14 protein-coding genes are annotated in these 17,592 nt (G+C 42.2%); 6 read left to right on the top strand and 8 right to left on the bottom strand.

Annotated elements, in window-relative coordinates; translation table 11 throughout:
* Nucleotides 1–44 precede the first annotated feature (44 nt).
* The 3 genes from ntrB to ABF638_RS24300 all read right to left on the bottom strand — a co-directional run bounded on the left by ntrB (nt 45) and on the right by ABF638_RS24300 (nt 4,128).
* Nucleotides 45–878, bottom strand: coding sequence for a nitrate ABC transporter permease (gene ntrB, locus ABF638_RS24310; RefSeq protein WP_435025496.1), 834 nt, complete (start codon nt 876–878; stop codon nt 45–47).
* A 151-nt stretch (nt 879–1,029) separates the two neighbouring features.
* Complete coding sequence (locus ABF638_RS24305) at nt 1,030–2,352, bottom strand: CmpA/NrtA family ABC transporter substrate-binding protein (RefSeq protein ID WP_435025495.1); 1,323 nt, start codon at nt 2,350–2,352, stop codon at nt 1,030–1,032.
* Between the two features lie 156 nt (nt 2,353–2,508).
* Nucleotides 2,509–4,128, bottom strand: coding sequence for a ferredoxin--nitrite reductase (locus tag ABF638_RS24300; RefSeq protein ID WP_435025494.1), 1,620 nt, complete (start codon nt 4,126–4,128; stop codon nt 2,509–2,511).
* A gap of 463 nt (nt 4,129–4,591) precedes the next feature.
* Here ABF638_RS24300 and ABF638_RS24295 point away from each other — a divergent pair, with 463 nt between their 5' ends.
* The 3 genes from ABF638_RS24295 (at nt 4,592) to ABF638_RS24285 (ending at nt 8,020) form a co-directional block, all read left to right on the top strand.
* A complete protein-coding gene (locus tag ABF638_RS24295; RefSeq protein WP_435025493.1) occupies nt 4,592–5,002 on the top strand; it encodes a ubiquinol-cytochrome c reductase iron-sulfur subunit in 411 nt (136 codons plus the stop codon).
* A 369-nt stretch (nt 5,003–5,371) separates the two neighbouring features.
* The gene (locus ABF638_RS24290; protein WP_435025492.1) at nt 5,372–6,694 is read left to right on the top strand and encodes a HEAT repeat domain-containing protein; all 1,323 of its coding nucleotides are present in this window, start codon (nt 5,372–5,374) and stop codon (nt 6,692–6,694) included.
* A gap of 168 nt (nt 6,695–6,862) precedes the next feature.
* Nucleotides 6,863–8,020 (top strand): DNA cytosine methyltransferase, encoded by a 1,158-nt coding sequence (locus tag ABF638_RS24285; RefSeq protein WP_069070188.1) that lies wholly within the window; start codon nt 6,863–6,865, stop codon nt 8,018–8,020.
* Here ABF638_RS24285 and ABF638_RS24280 read toward each other — a convergent pair.
* Both ABF638_RS24280 and ABF638_RS24275 read right to left on the bottom strand, forming a co-directional pair.
* A complete protein-coding gene (locus tag ABF638_RS24280; RefSeq protein WP_069070187.1) occupies nt 7,983–8,732 on the bottom strand; it encodes a hypothetical protein in 750 nt (249 codons plus the stop codon). The genes ABF638_RS24285 and ABF638_RS24280 overlap by 38 nt on opposite strands.
* Nucleotides 8,710–8,961, bottom strand: a complete 252-nt coding sequence (locus ABF638_RS24275; RefSeq protein ID WP_069070186.1) for a helix-turn-helix domain-containing protein — start codon at nt 8,959–8,961, stop codon at nt 8,710–8,712. Before ABF638_RS24275 ends, ABF638_RS24280 begins: the two co-directional genes overlap by 23 nt.
* A 316-nt stretch (nt 8,962–9,277) precedes the next feature.
* Here ABF638_RS24275 and ABF638_RS24270 point away from each other — a divergent pair, with 316 nt between their 5' ends.
* On the top strand, nt 9,278–10,225 hold the full coding sequence (locus ABF638_RS24270) for a LysR family transcriptional regulator (protein ID WP_435025491.1): 948 nt from the start codon (nt 9,278–9,280) through the stop codon (nt 10,223–10,225).
* An 89-nt stretch (nt 10,226–10,314) separates the two neighbouring features.
* Here the strand turns inward: ABF638_RS24270 and ABF638_RS24265 are convergent, their stop codons facing one another.
* Nucleotides 10,315–11,289 carry a DNA polymerase III subunit delta' gene (locus ABF638_RS24265; protein ID WP_435025490.1) on the bottom strand — a complete coding sequence of 325 codons (975 nt, stop codon included), beginning with the start codon at nt 11,287–11,289 and terminating at the stop codon, nt 10,315–10,317.
* 838 nt (nt 11,290–12,127) lie between these two features.
* Between ABF638_RS24265 and ABF638_RS24260 the strand changes: the two genes are divergently transcribed.
* Nucleotides 12,128–13,693, top strand: coding sequence for a phytoene desaturase family protein (locus tag ABF638_RS24260; protein WP_435025489.1), 1,566 nt, complete (start codon nt 12,128–12,130; stop codon nt 13,691–13,693).
* 205 nt (nt 13,694–13,898) lie between these two features.
* Here ABF638_RS24260 and ABF638_RS24255 read toward each other — a convergent pair whose 3' ends face one another.
* The gene (locus tag ABF638_RS24255) at nt 13,899–14,312 is read right to left on the bottom strand and encodes a hypothetical protein (protein WP_176727225.1); all 414 of its coding nucleotides are present in this window, start codon (nt 14,310–14,312) and stop codon (nt 13,899–13,901) included.
* Between the two features lie 455 nt (nt 14,313–14,767).
* On the opposite strand from ABF638_RS24255, the gene ABF638_RS24250 reads away from it, so the two are divergent.
* Nucleotides 14,768–15,340, top strand: coding sequence for a PadR family transcriptional regulator (locus tag ABF638_RS24250; protein WP_435025488.1), 573 nt, complete (start codon nt 14,768–14,770; stop codon nt 15,338–15,340).
* Nucleotides 15,341–15,416: 76 nt separating this feature from the next.
* On the opposite strand, the gene ABF638_RS24245 is transcribed toward ABF638_RS24250, so the two are convergent.
* The gene (locus tag ABF638_RS24245; protein ID WP_435025487.1) at nt 15,417–17,333 is read right to left on the bottom strand and encodes a heavy metal translocating P-type ATPase; all 1,917 of its coding nucleotides are present in this window, start codon (nt 17,331–17,333) and stop codon (nt 15,417–15,419) included.
* Nucleotides 17,334–17,592: the final 259 nt, after the last annotated feature.

The following is a 17,592-nucleotide window of genomic DNA, read 5'->3' as shown; positions in this document are numbered from 1 at the left end:
TTTATCATTTGTCCTTGGTCATTTGTTCTTAGTGACTACTTTTGTTATTCGGGGACAACTTTGCTGGCTATAAAGCCAACCATTCTATCTAGAATCAATCCGACCAAACCAACATAAATTAGTGCGAGGATAATTTCGCTTAAGTTAGTTTCTGTGGTTGTGTTGTAAGCATCCCAAATAAATGAACCAATTCCCACGCCGCCGACTAACATCTCTGCTGCAACGATTGCTAGCCAAGATAAACCAATGCCAATGCGTAACCCTGTGAATATATAAGGAACAGTTGCAGGAAACACAACTTTTAGGAAATACTTTAGTCCTTTCAAACGTAAAACTCTAGCTACGTTTACATAGTCTTGAGGAATTTGTTGTACGCCCACCGTGGTGTTGATCACAATCGGCCAAATGGATGTAATGAAAATCACGAAAATAGCTGAAGGATTCGCTTGTTGAAATGCTGCCAGGGAAATTGGTAGCCATGCTAGAGGCGGTACTGTCCGCAACACTTGAAAAATAGGATCTACGGCATTATAAAGTAACTTATTAGCACCAACAAAAATTCCCAATGCAACGCCAACAATTGCTGCTAGCGAAAAGCCTAAAGCAACTCGTCCCAAACTACTAAGTATCTGCCAGCCCAAGCCTTTATCACTTTCTCCATTATCGAAAAATGGATCGATGATAAAAGGGTTCCAAGTTTCTGAAAATGTTTCTATTGGGCCAGGTAAACCAAAGTTAGGAGTTAAACAAACTAGTTGCCAAATTACTAAAAAAATAGCTAAGGCTACCAGTGGCGGCACAATTTTTTGCGAAACTAATTTATTGAAATTTTTGCGGTTATTTTTTCTGAAATTGCGACTTCCAAGAATAGCTGCCATTACCTTTTTTCTCCAGTTTTCTTTATGTAGCCAAGCGAAAAAATTAAAGTTTGTAGTAAGAACTTCAGTCCTAAAACCCCTGCCATTAGAGAGATTATTCTCGCTAAAAACTAAGATTATGTTGGATATTTCATTATCCCTAAAGGCTTCATTAAACCTTCTTAATTTTCAAACTTTGCAAATATTCCTCTGGCTTTTCAGGGTCAAATTTCACACCATCGAAGAAAGTCTCAACTCCACGAGAACTACTCTTAGGAATTTCAGAATCAGCAACACCAATAGCTTTAGCTGCTTGTTTCCACAAGTCCTCTTTATTCACTTGATTAACTATTTCTTGAACTTTAGTATCTTTTGGTAAATAGCCCCAGCGAATTTCTTCTGTTAAAAACCAAACATCATGGCTTTTGTAAGGATAGGAAGCATTATCTACCCAGAACTTCATCGGATGCGAAAAGTTTTGCTCAGTCCGTCCATCGCCGAAGTCAATATTGCCTTTAGACCTTTCTAAAATATCTGCAACGGCAACATTAAAGTATTTACGATCAGAACATATTTTGCACATTTCCTCTTTATTTTCGGCGCGATCGCACCATTGTTGAGCTTCCAAAACTGCCATCAACAATGCCTGTGCAGCATTAGGATTTTGATCAACCCAATCTTTCCGCATTGCAAAAGCTTTTTCTGGGTGATCTTTCCACAACTCGCCTGTAACTAAAGCTGAATAGCCTAATTTTTGGTTCACCAATTGAGCGTTCCAAGGCTCTCCCACACAGAAAGAATCGATGGTGCTGACTTTCATATTTGCCACCATTTGCGGTGGTGGTACAGGCGATAAAACCACATCTTGATCTGGATTAATGCCGCCAGCCGCTAGCCAATAGCGCATCCATAAATCGTGAGTGCCGCCAGGAAAAGTCATACCAAATTTCAAGGCTTTTTGCTCGGCTTTGGCAAGATTCGCAGCTTCTTTCAGCGCCTTACTTTCTAATTTTACATTCAGGTTTTTAAATTTATTTGCAACAGAAATAGCCTGACCATTAGTATTTAATCTTGCCAAAAGATACATTGGCACTTTATCGTTGATGGTCATCAAATAAGGCATGGGGCTGAGGATGTGTGCGCCATCAATACCACCGCCAGATGAGCCGATTTTTAAATTATCACGGGTAACAGGCCAAGATTTTTGTTTGATGACCTCAACATCAGTCATGCCGTATTTGGCAAAGAAACCCTTTTCTTTAGCAATAATTAGGGGAGCAGCATCAGTTAGAGCGATGAATCCTAATTTGGCTTTGCTTGTTTCTACTTTTGGCGCATTAGCTACTGTAGAGACATTGGCAGCCGGAGCCGCAGAGGGGGCATTACCACCTGTTGAGGCTGTATTGCTACCGGAAGAACAACCATGAGCCAGGATCGAAGCCGCCGCCGCAGTAGTGGTCGTTAAAATAAATTTTCTGCGCGAAATATTTTTCATTTTTCCTTGATTTTTTGTCATTTTTTAAGCACTAGCAATTAAGTAGCGAGGCGTAAATAAATTCAAGTTTGTAGTGAGGAATTTAGTCCTAATAATCCTTGCTCACCCACTACGAACTAGGATTTTATTTCATGTTTAATGATCCCTACCTACTTACTAACTGTTAATTACTAAAGCTTCTTGCTTGAGCTTTGCCCCAAAGTTTTTGATTAGTAATTCTTGCAATACTGGCTGCAAATCTTCGCATGGTATGCCTTTGATAACGCAAGTTCCTAAATGAGCGTCTTTGCCAACTTTGCCGCCCATATATATGTCAACACCTTCCAAGGTTTTGCCATTTTTGCGAGTTTTAGTTCCCATCAAGCCGATATCTGCAACTTGGGGTTGTCCGCAAGAGTTGGGGCATCCTGTCCAGTGAATTCGCACTGGTTTGGTGAAAGTTAAGTCTTCTTCTAAGGCTTTAATCATTTCCAGGGCGCGGTTTTTGGTTTCGATGAGGGCAAAGTTGCAAAATTGTGCACCTGTGCAAGATACTAGCGATCGCGCCAGTAAACCAGGATTAATCGAAAACCTTTCCAGCAACGGTTCTGTTGAAAATATTTCTAAACGCGATTCAGCAATATTGGGGATAACAATGTTTTGCTCAACTGTAAAACGGATTTCGCCAGTACCGTAAACTTCCGCTAGTCGCGCAATTTCAAACATATCTTCGGCATACAACCGCCCGACAGGAATGTGCAAGCCTACATAATTTAACCCTGCTTGTTTTTGTTTATATACCCCGATGTGGTCGCGTTTTTCCCAGTCGATTTCGTCTTTTGCTGCTGCGGGTAAAAATGATTTACCCAAACGGCTTTCTACTTCTGCTCGAAACTTTTCTAAACCCCATTCATCAATTAGCCACATCAGGCGTGATTTTTGCCGATTAGCACGCGGGCCATGATCACGAAATACTTCCAAAACGGCTCTACATACAGCTACTACATCTTCAGGAAGAACCCAAGCATTCAGAGGAATCGCCGCCTCACAACGTTTAGCTGAGAAAAAGCCACCGACTAAAACGTTAAAGCCGAAAACTTTTAGGTGGGAATGGGTCGAGGGGAAATTTTGCTCCTCCGCTCCCCTGCTCCCCTGCTCCCCTGCTTCCTTAAATGCTGGTACAAAAGCTAAATCGTTTATTTCAGCGTGAACTGAATTGTCTCTTCCACCTGCGATCGCAATATTAAACTTCCGTGGTAAGTTGCTAAACTCTGGGTTTCCTTCGCCTTTGTTGGTGAGCATATCTTGAATTTGCTGTACCAACTCTCGTGTGTCGTACAACTCATCTGCATCTAACCCCGCCACAGGATCGCCTGTGATGTTGCGGACGTTATCCATCCCTGATTGGATAGTGGTTAAACCAACTGCGTGAAATCTATTAAAGATATCTGGTAAATCTTCAATTCTGATCCCCCGTAATTGAATGTTCTGTCTCGTAGTAATATCAGCGCAGCCATCATCACCGTAACGCTGCACCACTTCAGCCAAAACACGCATCTGACTGCTGGAAAGAATACCGTTAGGCATCCGTAACCGCATCATAAATTTGCCTGGGGTAACTGGGCGAAAAAACACGCCTACCCACTTGAGCCGATGATCTCGATCGATTTCGTCCATTGCTTCCCAGCCGAGGGCGGCAAATTTCTCTATCTCGCTCTTGATGGCGAGTCCATCTTTTTGAGCCTTGAATTTCTCGAACTTATTGAGGCTGGTAGTGGTAGTTGCTGTGTCTGTCATGACGCTGACTCTCGTTACAAATTACTAATAGAGGATCTGTAGTGGTAATTGCCCAATATCAATCTGTAGCTACATCAGATGCTGTATCTACAAGGGCTAGGGAATAAAAACTTAATATTTGATTACGGCTGATTATTGTTACTCAAAAGCATTTCAACGTGAAACTTCAAAACCGTGGTTAGTTAAAGAAAACTTGTCGTCATTTACATCTGGGAAATTTGTCAAACAGGTTTAGATAATGTTCATGTAACAATTTCGATACTCATAAGTTAAAGCGAGATTTCTGTTAAAATCGTATAAATTGTTACGATTTTTTAGTAAAATTGCTGAAAACGGATAAATAATATGCCTTTTTTGCATCAAAGTCACCAATAAGTAAGGCAAAGTGCTTAGTGAAGGGTATTTGAAATGACCGAAGCAATAATCCAAAATTGACTAAAACTTAGATATTATTTCAGCAACTATGAAACGTCGTGATTTTATTAATTGGGTAGGTTTGGGCTTGATTGGGAGTTCTCTACCTGTTGCGATCGCAGCTTGTTCTTCTCAAACAACTTCAACATCTGGAGATTGGCAAACAGTAGGAACTTCGGCAGAATTAGATAAAACAGGTCAATTGCTGGCGAAAAACTCACCTGCGGGGCCTGTGTTGGTAGTCGGCACATCTGCTGCAAATCTGACAGCTGTCAACCCTACCTGTCCTCATTCAGGTTGTACTGTGGGATGGCAAGCTGAGGCAAAAAAATTCGCCTGTCCCTGTCACGGTTCGGAATTTGGGATTGACGGTAAAGTGCAAAGAGGCCCAGCAACAGAAGCGCTTAAAACTTACGCCGCCAAGATTGAGGGTAATTCAGTTGTAGTCAAGCCAACCTAAAATAATTCGTAATGACGCTCGAATACTCGCTACCGCTACGCTAACGTAATTTGTAATTCGTAATTTTTAGTATGCACTTTAGTGCTTAAATCAGAGATGGAGCCGCTGTTCAAAATTTATGTGATGATGTCATAAAAAGTAGAGTAATACCAATTTTTTATGAAGCTGCATAGAATTCGATCCCCCCTAGCCCCCCTTAATAAAGGGGGAACCGGAAAAACATCTATCAAAGTCCCCCTTTTTAAGGGGGATTTAGGGGGATCAAGATATGTGCAACTTCACATTAAATTGGTATAAGGGCAGTTAAAAGCAGCGATTTATTTACGAATTTGTACTTTTGTTGTATTCATATAGTTCACAATTCAGGGTATGGTGAGTAATATAAATCAGCTTTTGGTGCAAGCCCAGACAGCATACGATGCAGCTGATTGGTCATTGCTAATTCAATATTTACAACAGTTAATTTTAGGGGCAAACTCGGAACATCTAGAGATAGTTAAAAACCGAGAATATCTTTTGAAATTAGCACTTTCAATGTTAGAGATGGGGGATTTCCAACAGCGCTGGGAAATTACCAAAGTGTTGACTCATTTGGGAAATATTGCCATCCCACCACTGATTGAGATATTAGAAGATGAAGACGCCGAAGACGAATTACGCTGGTATGCAGCGCGGACTCTAGGCGAATTTCAGCACCCAGAAGCGATCGCACCTTTGCTTGAATTGTTGAAAAGTGATGATGATGAAGAACTTAAAGCGATCGCAGCTAGAGCATTAGGGCAAATGGGTACTGTTGCGATCGCTGGACTCTCTGAACTTTTATCAGATGAAGATACAAGGCTTTTTGCAGTGCGATCGCTTTCTTGTATTCCGCAAATAGAAACCATCACACCACTGTTGAGTGTAGTTCAAGATCCACAACCCGCAATCCGCGCCGCCGCAATTGAAGCCCTCAGCAGCTTTCATGACGAACGTGTACCACCAGTATTGTTAAACGCTTTGGATGATATAGCCGCCACAGTTAGGCGTGCAGCAGTGCTTGGTTTAGGTTTTCGCCCCGACTTACGCCAAGCCTTAGATTTGGTGACGAGACTGCAACCCAAGCTTTACGACTTTAATCTTGATGTTTGTTGTGCAGCCGCAGTTTCGCTATCTCGCATGGGTTGTGATGAGGCTGCAAAACATTTATTTGATTTGCTGATTTCACCTCACACACCGATAAAGCTGCAATTAGAAACCATCCGCGCTTTAAGTTGGGTGGGGACGTTATCGAGTTTGGAATATTTGCAAACAGCACTGAATCAAAGTACATCAGAAACAGTGTGGCAAGAAATTGTCACAGTTTTAGGACGAGTGCAAAAACCGCAGTTAACTACACCAGCCACAGAAATTTTACTGCAAATACTGCGATGCCTTTCCTGCGGAACGCTAACGCAACATCCAGACATAGAGATTGTAAACATCAAAAGTGCGATCGCCTTGTCTCTAGGGCAGTTAGGCGAAATGCAAGCTATTGAACCATTGATTTCGCTGCTAGCTGATTCTAATGCATCGGTGAGACTACATGCGATCGCGGCACTAAAAAATCTGGATGGAGAAGCCGTACATCAACAATTGCAGCAGTTCGCAAATAATGACGCAATTACGCCAGATTTAAAACAAGGAATAGCGATCGCTTTGGCTGAGTGGTAATTTCTCTTGAAGATGATGGGGAGTTAGAGGGAGTGAACCCACATTTCTGTTAAAGTTACCAAGCTGGTGAGAACATAAGGATCGCAATTGCTGAAATTTCCAAGATTAAATGCAGCAGAAGTCAGGGAGTAGCTTGACGACACTTTGCGAATACTATAGTATTCGATAATGACACACAAGATTATTGATTTATTTGCTGGTGCTGGTGGTTTGACTACAGGATTTCACATGGTAGGCTTTGAATGTCTATGTGCAATCGATGTCAATGCAAAAGCTTTGGCAACGTACAAGCACAATTACCCAGACGCTAAAATCATTCATCAGGATATATGTAAAGTTAGTCCTTGTGACTTACGATTAGCGTTGGGCTTGGAGCGAGAAAAATTAACAGCCTTAATTGGCGGCCCACCATGTCAGGGATTTTCAAGAAATATTCCTGCTGGCGATCGCAACCTCAATGATTCCCGTAACCAGCTATACCGAACCTTTTTGGAATTCGTAGAGGAGTTTAGACCTATTTACGTAGTAATGGAGAACGTGCCCGAAATTTTGAAAGCTTACAATGGCGTAATTAGGGAAGAAATAACAGAAAAGCTTGAATCATTAGGCTATAAAGTAGTTTCCTCATCATTAAATGCTGCACATTATGGAATACCACAAACAAGATCCAGAGCTTTTTTTCTAGCTAGTTTGGATCATTCCCTTCATTTACCTGAAGCAACACATTTTGGTGATACTAGGAGTGACTATAGAACTCCGAAGTCTTGTACTCAGCTTAATTTGTTAGAAGCAAATATTTTTCCCCTTGTCACAGTCAAAGATGCAATTGGAGACTTGCCACCACTTGATGCAGGACAAGACTATAACGCTGAAGTTTATCCTGATGCTCCACAAACTACATATCAAGCGATGATGCGTAATCAAAGCACGAAAATTGTTAATCATGTTGCTCGTGCTTTGACTCCAATTCAATTGTCGAGAGCACGCGCACTTAGTGAAGGACAAGATGCTAGGGACTTACCTTGTGAATTAGCTCCCAAAAAACACTACAGTGGCGCATACGGGAGACTTTATTGGGATAAGCCAGCAAGAACAATTACGAGATGGGTTTTCCACCCTGGATCTGGTAGGTTTTTCCATCCTACTCAAGATAGAACAATTACAATACGCGAAGCAGCAAGATTACACTCTTATCCAGATAATTTTCACTTTTTAGGAACATATACTGATATGGCTTCTCAAATTGGTGAATCTGTACCTCCATTACTAGGTAAAGTCATAGCTTCATCTATTCTTCAGGCTCATCCTCAAAAACCTGGGTATTGATTTGATCTTGCAAAGCAGAGAGAACTGTCTTTACATATCGATCAAGTGTAAGACGAACTCTGTCAACTGTAATGCGAACTGCTTGTGCAGGGATAGTTCTAGCTCTGAAAAGTTGTTTCTGATTTTTGTACCAAACCAATTCTGTTTTGCCTGCAACGCTTCCTTGTAGTCCTGCCCCTGATCTCCCAGTAATTTTATCTACCGTCCAAGCCCAAGAAAATATATTTGGGTCAAGAGGATCGAGTGGGAACTCGCAGTAAATATACTCATAACCTTTGATAGTTTTGAGTAATATGCTTTCATAACTATTTATAACGCCCTGTGTTGCCTGACTCAAAAGAATCTTCTCGTTCCAATGTTGGATAATTGCTGCTCCAAGCTCATTAGGCGAGGATTGCTCTGTTAGACCAGGAAAACCCAGTTGGATAGACTTCTTGATAATGTCTGCTCTCTGAATGACAAACAAAAATGAACTTCCGAAGTTGAAGCTATTCAGTTGGAGGGATTTGAGTGACCAACCAGTTTTAGTCACCAAATCAACAGCATCATAGAGAAGCTTGCTGCGTCCCAAAGCGGGGTCTGATAGGGGAATATCTTTAACATAATGAAAAATTGCTTCCCATGTATAATCTTCTATCGACCCTATGACTGGAGATGCAATAGTCGCAATAATGGCTTGACTTAATCTTTCAATCTCGCTGTCCGTCAACACTCAGGGATTCCTCTACAGGTTGTAAAAATTCACTCATTGTCATACTCAAAGCCTTGGTAATATGGCTGAGAACCCTAACAGATGGACTTTTTAGCCCTCGCTCAAGCTGGCTGATATAAGTCCTGTGCAAACCTGTGATTTCTGCAAGATACTCCTGTGACCAACCTTTCTCTGTGCGACGACGTTGTAGTTCTAGTCCTAAAATTTGGTCTAGTTTACTGGGCTGCATAAAGAAAAAGATTAGTATTTTGAATACAAAAGTTCTACAGACTAAAGTATTCAAAAGTTTTGCTCAAGCCTCATAATGTGATGAATTTAAAATCTTATCTAAAGATTTACACATTGCATAAGAAAATAGTCAAATCTTTTTTGGTAAGATTTTCCGAAAAAATCCCTGCAAAGCGAATAATTGACGAGAAAGGCGGTAAAACCTGATTTACTTAAATATAAATCAGAGAAAAAGACCTGTAACAAACTCTACTAAATTATGGTTAAAAATCCGTTAACTTAATGAAACCTATAAATGTAATTCAGGCTACATAAAAATGCGCCTAGAGCAGTTGCAAGCCTTTTTAGCGATCGCCCAAACCGGCAGCTTTCAACAAGCAGCGCGAACGTGTGGTATTACCCAATCGACGATTAGTCGCCAAATTCAAGCATTAGAAGCAGATTTGGGGACAGAACTATTTCACAGAACTAGTCATGCGAAATTGACGTTGGGAGGTGAACTTTTACTACCCCGCATCCGCAAAATTTGCCAAGAATGGCAGACAGCTAAAGAAGAATTAGCCGATTTAATCGCCGGAAAGCAACCAGAACTTTGCATTGCCGTGATTCACTCGCTTTGTGGATCTTACTTACCACCAGTGTTGCAAAAATTTTGTCATGATTATCCAGATGTGCAATTGCGAGTGACTTCATTAGGAAGCGATCGCGCTCTGAAAGTCCTCAAAGATGGATTAGTGGATTTAGCAATTGTGATGAATAATCGCTTTTTAACCACCAGTAGAGAAATGGTGGTAGAAGTACTTTACGATGAACCTATAGAAGTTTTAACCGCAGCTAATCATCCCCTGGCACAATATGAATTCGTCCCTTGGTCGGAGCTAATTCGTTATCCCCAAGTAGTTTTTAAAGATGGTTATGGGATGCAACGCTTAATACAAGATAGATTTGAGCGAATGGAAGCTACACTCCAGTCGGCTTTAGAGGTAAATACCCTAGATGCCTTTCGGGGAGTCGTGCGCCAAGGAGAACTGATAGCTTTGCTACCTCAATCAGCATTACTGGAAGCTCGTCTTGACCCTACCCTGGCGATTCGTTCCTTAGCCAGCAATAATACTAGTGGTTTAGCAGATGTTTCCAGTTTGACTCGTCGAGTAGTTATGGTGACAACTCAAGACCGTTTGCAAATTCCCCCAATCAAGCACTTTTGGCAACTGGTGCGGGAAAATATTCCACTGCAATTTGACCAGCAGCGATCGGCTTCTTAATTGCTCGTGATTTACTGGCTATCTCTTCATCCGGCGGCGGCTTACAATTCCAGTTTTTCCGCCAGCCGTGTCCACTGTCGGCATCGCACTTAGCGAAGAGTAGTATAAATAGAATCAGATTTTTGATACACAGATAAAAGCAGACATTCCCAAACTAGCCTTGGTTGAGCGTAAACCAGTAAGTATTTACGAGCTTGTTCTAGCTGATTGATAATACTAGGCTGATGCCACTGTTGCCAGTAAAACTGCTGAAGATAATCAACTAACCACAATTGTGCTTCTGTATCTAAATCCTGATCAATTTTCTTGGCTAACTCCAAGGCGTTACGGTAAGATTTAGGCGCTTTTTTCAAATCTTCGAGTAATTCCGGGGGAATAGTTTGTAATTGCTCATAAGATGCGATCGCAGTTCCGGCACTACCAGATGCTATGCTCAAAACTGCCTGATTTTGCAAAATTTCTTGATGACCTGTTTGCGTAAGTACAACAGCTAAAGACTGTGCATCTAAACGATAAAAAGGAATGCGTTGACAGCGTGAAACCAAAGTCGGCAATACAGACTCAGGTGTAGGTGCAATTAAAATTAATGTCGCCTGTCCCGGTTCTTCCAAGGTTTTGAGTAAAGCGTTCGCTGCGGCTTCTGCCATTGTTTGAGCCTCCTCCAGCACTACTACATTCCTCGGCGCTTCCAAAGGCGGACGACCTAAAAACTCAGTAATTTCCCGAATTTGCTCTAGCCGAATTACAGGTGGTGCTTTACGCTTCAGTCCTTTCTCGGCTGCTTCTGCTGCTGTTAATCGTTGTCCCTGGTGTTGGTACGTTGGTTGCACCCACAACAAAGCTGGATGGTTCCCCTGACGCAAACGGTTTTGTAAAGACGCAGTGACTCCCATTTCACTAGAAAATAGCAATTCCACAAAGCATCTGGCTGCTAAACTTCTTCCTACACCATCTGGCCCCACAAATAGGTAGGCTGGAGCAACCCGGTTTTGTCTAACAGCCTGAGTCAGTAATTCTATACCTTGCTGTTGTCCTATAAGTGGTGTAAATGGATCATTAGTCATTAATAATTACTTAGGAGTTAGGAGTTAGGAGTTATTAGAGACTTCCAGAAATTAAATTATTCAATTTTGGAGCGAAGATGATCATTAGATTCTTCCTCCCCTGCTTCCCCTGCGCCCCCTGCTTGCCAAAGCGATGGGATATTTTTTTAGTTGGAAGTCCCTTATTCCTCTGCTCCCCTGCCTCTCTGCTCTCCTGTATAGTTTTAGCTAATTCATAATTTAGTCAGTTTTTATGAAGAAAAGCAAATGTTGTCAAACATTTTTTTATAGTTTCGATAATCTGAATACATAAAGGATGAAGAAAAAAGCTCAGACTCTTAAATTATCGCCTACTAATCTGCAAGTTTTCACGGTTATTTGCAGCTAAATTTTGTGGTTACTTTAAATCAGTGAACAGTTCAACGAAGAGGCAGGGAGCGGGGGAAAATGACCCCAACCAATATCTGTGAGGCTTCTTCGGAACATGGGTCTGAGTCCCCCACTTCTCCACCAGTGGTTCTCGAACAGGAATAGGTCGAATCCCTTTTCTGTTCTATTCCCCTGCTCCTTGCCTTTTGTTCAACATTCTTCAGGGCATCTAAATGTTAGCTAGTTATTTAGCGAACATTTACCGCAGCTAAATATCAAAATATTCGATGATGGTGCAATGACTACTATCAACGATAAAAAACCTTACACCTTCTCTGAATGTTTCTTCTACCTGATTTTCATTTACTGAAAACTACAAAGCTAGGTAAATAACCGCTGAGTAATTTGGTCTTTTTACTAGTAAAAAAATGGTGAAATAAATCCATAACACCGAAATCAAGAGAAATCAAGATTGCCAAAGGAGACTGATATGGAAATCTTCGATTATGTAATTCTGGGAGCCGGACTAGGCGGACTTTCGGCCGCAGCCTGTTTAACTCGACAAGGTTATCGGGTAGCAGTTTTAGAACAACATTATTTACCTGGTGGATGTTGTCACACCTTTGATTATGGGGAATATAGTTTTTGTGCTGATGTGCATTACATCTCTCAATGTGGTTCTGGTCAGACTATAGCCCAATTTCTTGACTATATTCACCAAGATATACCCTTTAATAGCCTCGATCCTGACTGCATTGATCGAGTCATCACACCAGAGGCAGATTTTAAAATTCCCTTGGGATGGGAGAATTTGCGATCGCGTTTACTCTCCACATTTCCCGAAGAAGCTAGTGCTATTAACCGTTACTGCAATGAAATTCAGCAACTCCACCAAGAAATTCGCAACCTAGTGCAGGAGGTACACTGGTTTGATCAGAAGTTGTCTGACTGGTTGAAGTTACCAAAATATTTTAATTTATTTTGGAAGCGGAGTTGGACTCTACAAGATTTGTATAACCATGTCGGGTTATCGCCTAAACTGCAAGCAGTACTGGCGGGACAAAGTGGCGACTATGCACTACCACCCCAAGAAATTGCCCTACTCACGCACACTTCCCTTGTTTGGGACTACTCAGAAGGTGCTTATTATCCAAAACATCACTTTAAACACTTTGTTAACATCATTGCAGATGTAATTACCACAGGTGGAGGTGTCATCAAATACTTAACGTCGGTAAGCCATATTCAAGTTAGTAACCACGCTGTTCATAGCATCCTTGCCGATGGTATCAGCTATCGCGCCAGCAAAGCTTATATTAGCGACCTCGACCCGAAATTAACAGTGGAGTTGATGCATGATTCTCAAGCATTGAGTCAAAAAGAGCATCAACGCCTCACTCGTTACGAATACTCAGCCAGTGCTTTCAATATTTACCTGGGTTTAGATAGTCGCTTCGATCCCCAACGCTACGGCATCGGTAACTGGAATATTTGGTATTATCCCACAGGCGACCTAAACAGAGAATATCAACGACAATTGGCAGGTGACTTCAGTCATCCGTGGATTTTCCTCTCTTGTCCGACGATGAAATCCAGTGAACCAGGGGTGGGGCCAGAGGGACATCACGTTTTAGAGATTGCTACTGTCTGTTCTTATGAACCATTTGAACATCTACACAAAACTGACCCAAAAGAGTATAAAGTCAAAAAGCGGGAAGTTTATCAGCAGATCATGACAAGTGTACGAGAGTTAATTCCAGATGTAGACAACTACGCCCGGATGAAAGTTTACGGCACACCTACCACCAGCGAATTTTATCTGGGACAACCGCAGGGTAATATTTACGGCGCGAAATTAATACCTAAACAGGTTGGTTTAAATCGTCTGGGATATACTACAGAATTATCTAACCTGTTTTTAGTAGGGGCAAGTGCTGGGTATCCGAGTGTACCAGGTGTAATTGGGAATGGGATGGATGTTGTAGAACTGCTGACAGGGCAATCTGTATGGCACAAAGCTGAAATATCTCAGCCTTTGGTAGCAGTTGGTTCATGAGTGCTGTTAGCGGTAGCGGGGCGTTTAGCCCGTGCTGAGTATAATTTTTACTTTTTTAGGACTTACGCAAAATACGTCGGAAGTAGCGGTAATTTATGAATTACCGCTACGGAATAATAGGCTTTTCAATTATTTTTGCGTAAGTCCTATGGGTAAAAAATGGTAGCTTTGATAAGCGATCGAATCGCTTGAAAATGCCTTATTTTCACACCTTAGACGTGAGAAATCTGGATATCTCCGCATGTGCTAATATAGCCGCAGGTTCGCGCTGGAGAGCATTGTAATACTTTCTCTCGAAGGTATTGCCCGTCTCTAACGGTACAATCAGTGTGCGGACATCAGTAATCAACTTTTGGAAATCGTCCAGCGATATCGGTTCATCTGCTTCGAGCATTTCATCAACTTGCACAACCACTTCAGAAATACGATGTAGCCAAGCAAATTGTTCATGAGCGATGACGAGCTGAAGAAGTTCTCCGTTTGATACTCGTCCACTAACCTGTTCGTAGGCAATACGTTCTGTCTCTAGCAACATCTTGTGAAGGTAGAGTAATTTGTTTCGTAAATCACGCAGATATTGATGTTGACGTATTCTTTGTGAAAGTGTGTTAGAAGTCAATGTTACCCATCCTCTCGTTACAATAGTCTTTGATGGCTTAAATAATTTCTGCGTCAGTATTAATCGCGAGTAGACTATACCGAACAATTACTTCGTGAAGTGATACGCTAGCGATGAGTAGCATCTCCAATAGTGGCGTAGACACTCACTAGAAGACTTGCAGCTCTTATCATAACTTCTGCTTGCTTTCTCTTCTTTACGAGAGGTTGAACCAACAAGAGCGGCACTCAAGATACATCGCTACTTTCTCACCGTCTTGTGCAAACAGCACCATTTGCCATCTGCCCAACCTCAGTTTATATATTTGGTTTCCTTGCTAAGAAGCATTACGATCAACATATATTTTTATAGTCGTTATATCTTATATCTGATTAATCATATATTAGCATAAACTTATAAGAAGTACATAGTGTAGAACCTATCGAGAAAATATCAATTATGGGAAAACCGTCTTAATGTCGCTAGCATACGTAATTCTAGGTCTTCTTCAGCAGCAAGAAATGACGGGCTACGACCTCAAAACGAGCTGCTTTGATCAATGCATTGCCCATTTGTGGCCAGCAGACCAGGCACAAATTTACAGAACTCTCGATAAGCTAGTTGAGCAAGGCTGGATTACCTGTACGATTGAGATTCAGCACGATCGCCCCAACCGCAAAGTCTACAGTGTGACGGAACCTGGGAAAGCCGAATTCGCCCAATGGCTTGGGATTCATCAGCCCTTGCCGACTTTACGAGAGCCAATGCTAGTCCAGTTGCATTTTGCAGATCAGTTGTCAAATGAAACCATTATTCACCTACTGGAGCAACAATTGGCGGCTCGAAGCAAAAAACTTGCTGAATGTGAAACGATCAATTTGCCATTACTCAGTGATGAGTCTGCCAACCGTGAGCAGGTGATGCAAAGGCTTGTGCTGGAGTTGGTAATCCGAAGAGAACAGACTTATATTGATTGGTTGAAAATAGCGATCGCACTTATCAGTCAGCAAAAGCCATTACCTTGCTCTACTACTGGTTCATCGCATTAGTTCTGAGGTGTTAGCGGTGGTCAGATCCCCGACTTCTTGAAGAAGTCGGGGATCTCGTAGCCCATCAAAATTAATTTTACCTCAGCAATCTCAGACCACTGAGGGTAACTAACACTGTAGAACCTTCATGGCCAATAACGCCGATGGGTAGGTTAATATTTCCCAGAAAGTTGCCGACTAAAAGCAACATAATGAAACCCAACGCTACGACTACATTTTGTTTTACTATGAGTTGCGATCGCCTACCTAAATGTATCGCTACAGCAATTTTTTCTAACCTGTCTGCCATCAGTACTATATCTGCGGTTTCCAATGCCACATCACTACCAGATACTCCCATCGCTATACCTACAGATGCTTGGGCTAAAGCTGGTGCATCATTGATTCCATCGCCTACCATTGCCACAGTTTGATATTGTTGCTGTAGACGGCGGATAACATCGAGCTTATCTTCTGGTAAAAGTTGAGCATATACCCGATCAATTCCTACTGCTTTGGCGACACTGTGAGCAGTTTCCTGATTATCCCCGGTTAACATGACAATTTGTTCAACTCCCAATTTCTTTAACCGGGTAATAGTTGCAGCTGCTTGCGATCTTACTTCATCTGCGATCGCAATTACACCAATCACCTCTGCTTCTCTGTTTCCCTGTGCTACCCAAACCACAGTTTTACCTTCTTGTTCCCAAGATTGAACTATTTCTCGCAATTCTTCAGGTAAATTTGTCACATACTGTTGGACAAAAATGGCGTTCCCCACAATTACCTGTTCTTCTTGGGCAATTCCCACAATTCCCTGTCCAGGTATGGCTTGCACTTGGATTGCGCCAACCCAATCTAAATCACCAGCCGCCTGTACAATTGCCTTGCCGATGGGATGTTCGGAAGATGATTCGACACTAGCAGCCACTTTTAGGACATCATCTTTAGTGTATTCACTAACTGAAATTACCTGAAATACCTGCACCTGCCCTGTTGTTAGAGTACCAGTTTTATCAAATGCGATCGCTCGGACTTTGCCAATCTTCTCCAACTGCGCCCCATTCTTAAACAAAATCCCCTGTCTTGCACCATTGGCGATTCCCGAAAGTAGGGTGGGCATAATTGCAGCCATCAGCGCACAGGGAGAAGCCACCACTAGGAAGGTAAGGGCGCGATAAATTGTTGTTTCCCAATCCCAACCCCAGAGGAATGGCGGTAAAGTTGCCAGTAATATCCCGGCTACTACAATGACTTTGGCATATCCTTTCTCAAAGCGATCAATAAACTCTTGGGAAGGTGGGGCTTCTGTCTGCGCTTGTTCTACCAGGCGAATCACACGCTGAATCAAACTGCTTTGGGCTGGTTTGTGTACCTTAATTTGCAATGCACCATAGCCGTTGAGTGTGCCGGCAAATACTTCTTCGCCCACTGTTTTCTCTACAGGTAAAGACTCGCCTGTAATTGCAGCTTGATTGAGGGTGCTGTAACCAGATAAAATTATTCCATCAGTAGGAATTAACTCTCCGGGTTTGACGACAATCTCATCACCCACTTTTAACTGACTGATAGCAACTTCCTCTTCTCTACCCTGATGCAAAACCCTTGCTGTATCTGGTGTCAGACTCATCAAACTGCGGATACTCCGCTCAGTGCGCTGCATAGCATAGCCTTCTAGTGCGCCACTGATGGCAAAGATGAGAATCAAAATTGCTCCATCAATAATTAGATGATATTCTCTTCGCCATAAGCCGAGACTAGCAGCACCAATCGCTGCGACAATCATCAGCAAATCTACATCGAGTTCTTTTTCTTTGAAGAGAGTAGTTAATCCTTCTCGCGCACTTTCGTAACCACCAATTACATAAGCAGCCGGTAGCAGCAGGAACGCCAATCCCAACCATCCGAGATGCAAGGCGAACCATCCGAAAAATAGCAATAAGCCACACAAAAGGGCTGCTACGGTATCTGCGTGTTCTCTGGTGAATTGGCCGAAACGTTGGGGGTAGAGCATGAGAGGTGAATTAACAAGGACTCTCTCACGCTAAACCTTGACATTAATGTTAATGTCAAGGTTTTAACTTAATTGCCTAACCCATCCACAGCGGTGGCTCCCCAACCTAGGGCAATACTTTTCGGTTAGGAACTTCCAAAAAATAAATTACCCAATCTTGTGGGGTGGGCGACACGAGTGCCCGTATGCAAAGGCGGGCAAGATGCCATTGGTGTCAAGTTAAAGCAGATGCCCAGATGTCAAGCGACCTTGCGGCGTT

It is taken from the genome of Nostoc sp. CALU 1950 (assembly GCF_051172895.1).
GTDB classification, from domain to species: domain Bacteria; phylum Cyanobacteriota; class Cyanobacteriia; order Cyanobacteriales; family Nostocaceae; genus Nostoc; species Nostoc edaphicum_A.
This window is presented reverse-complemented; position numbering and strand designations above follow the sequence as displayed.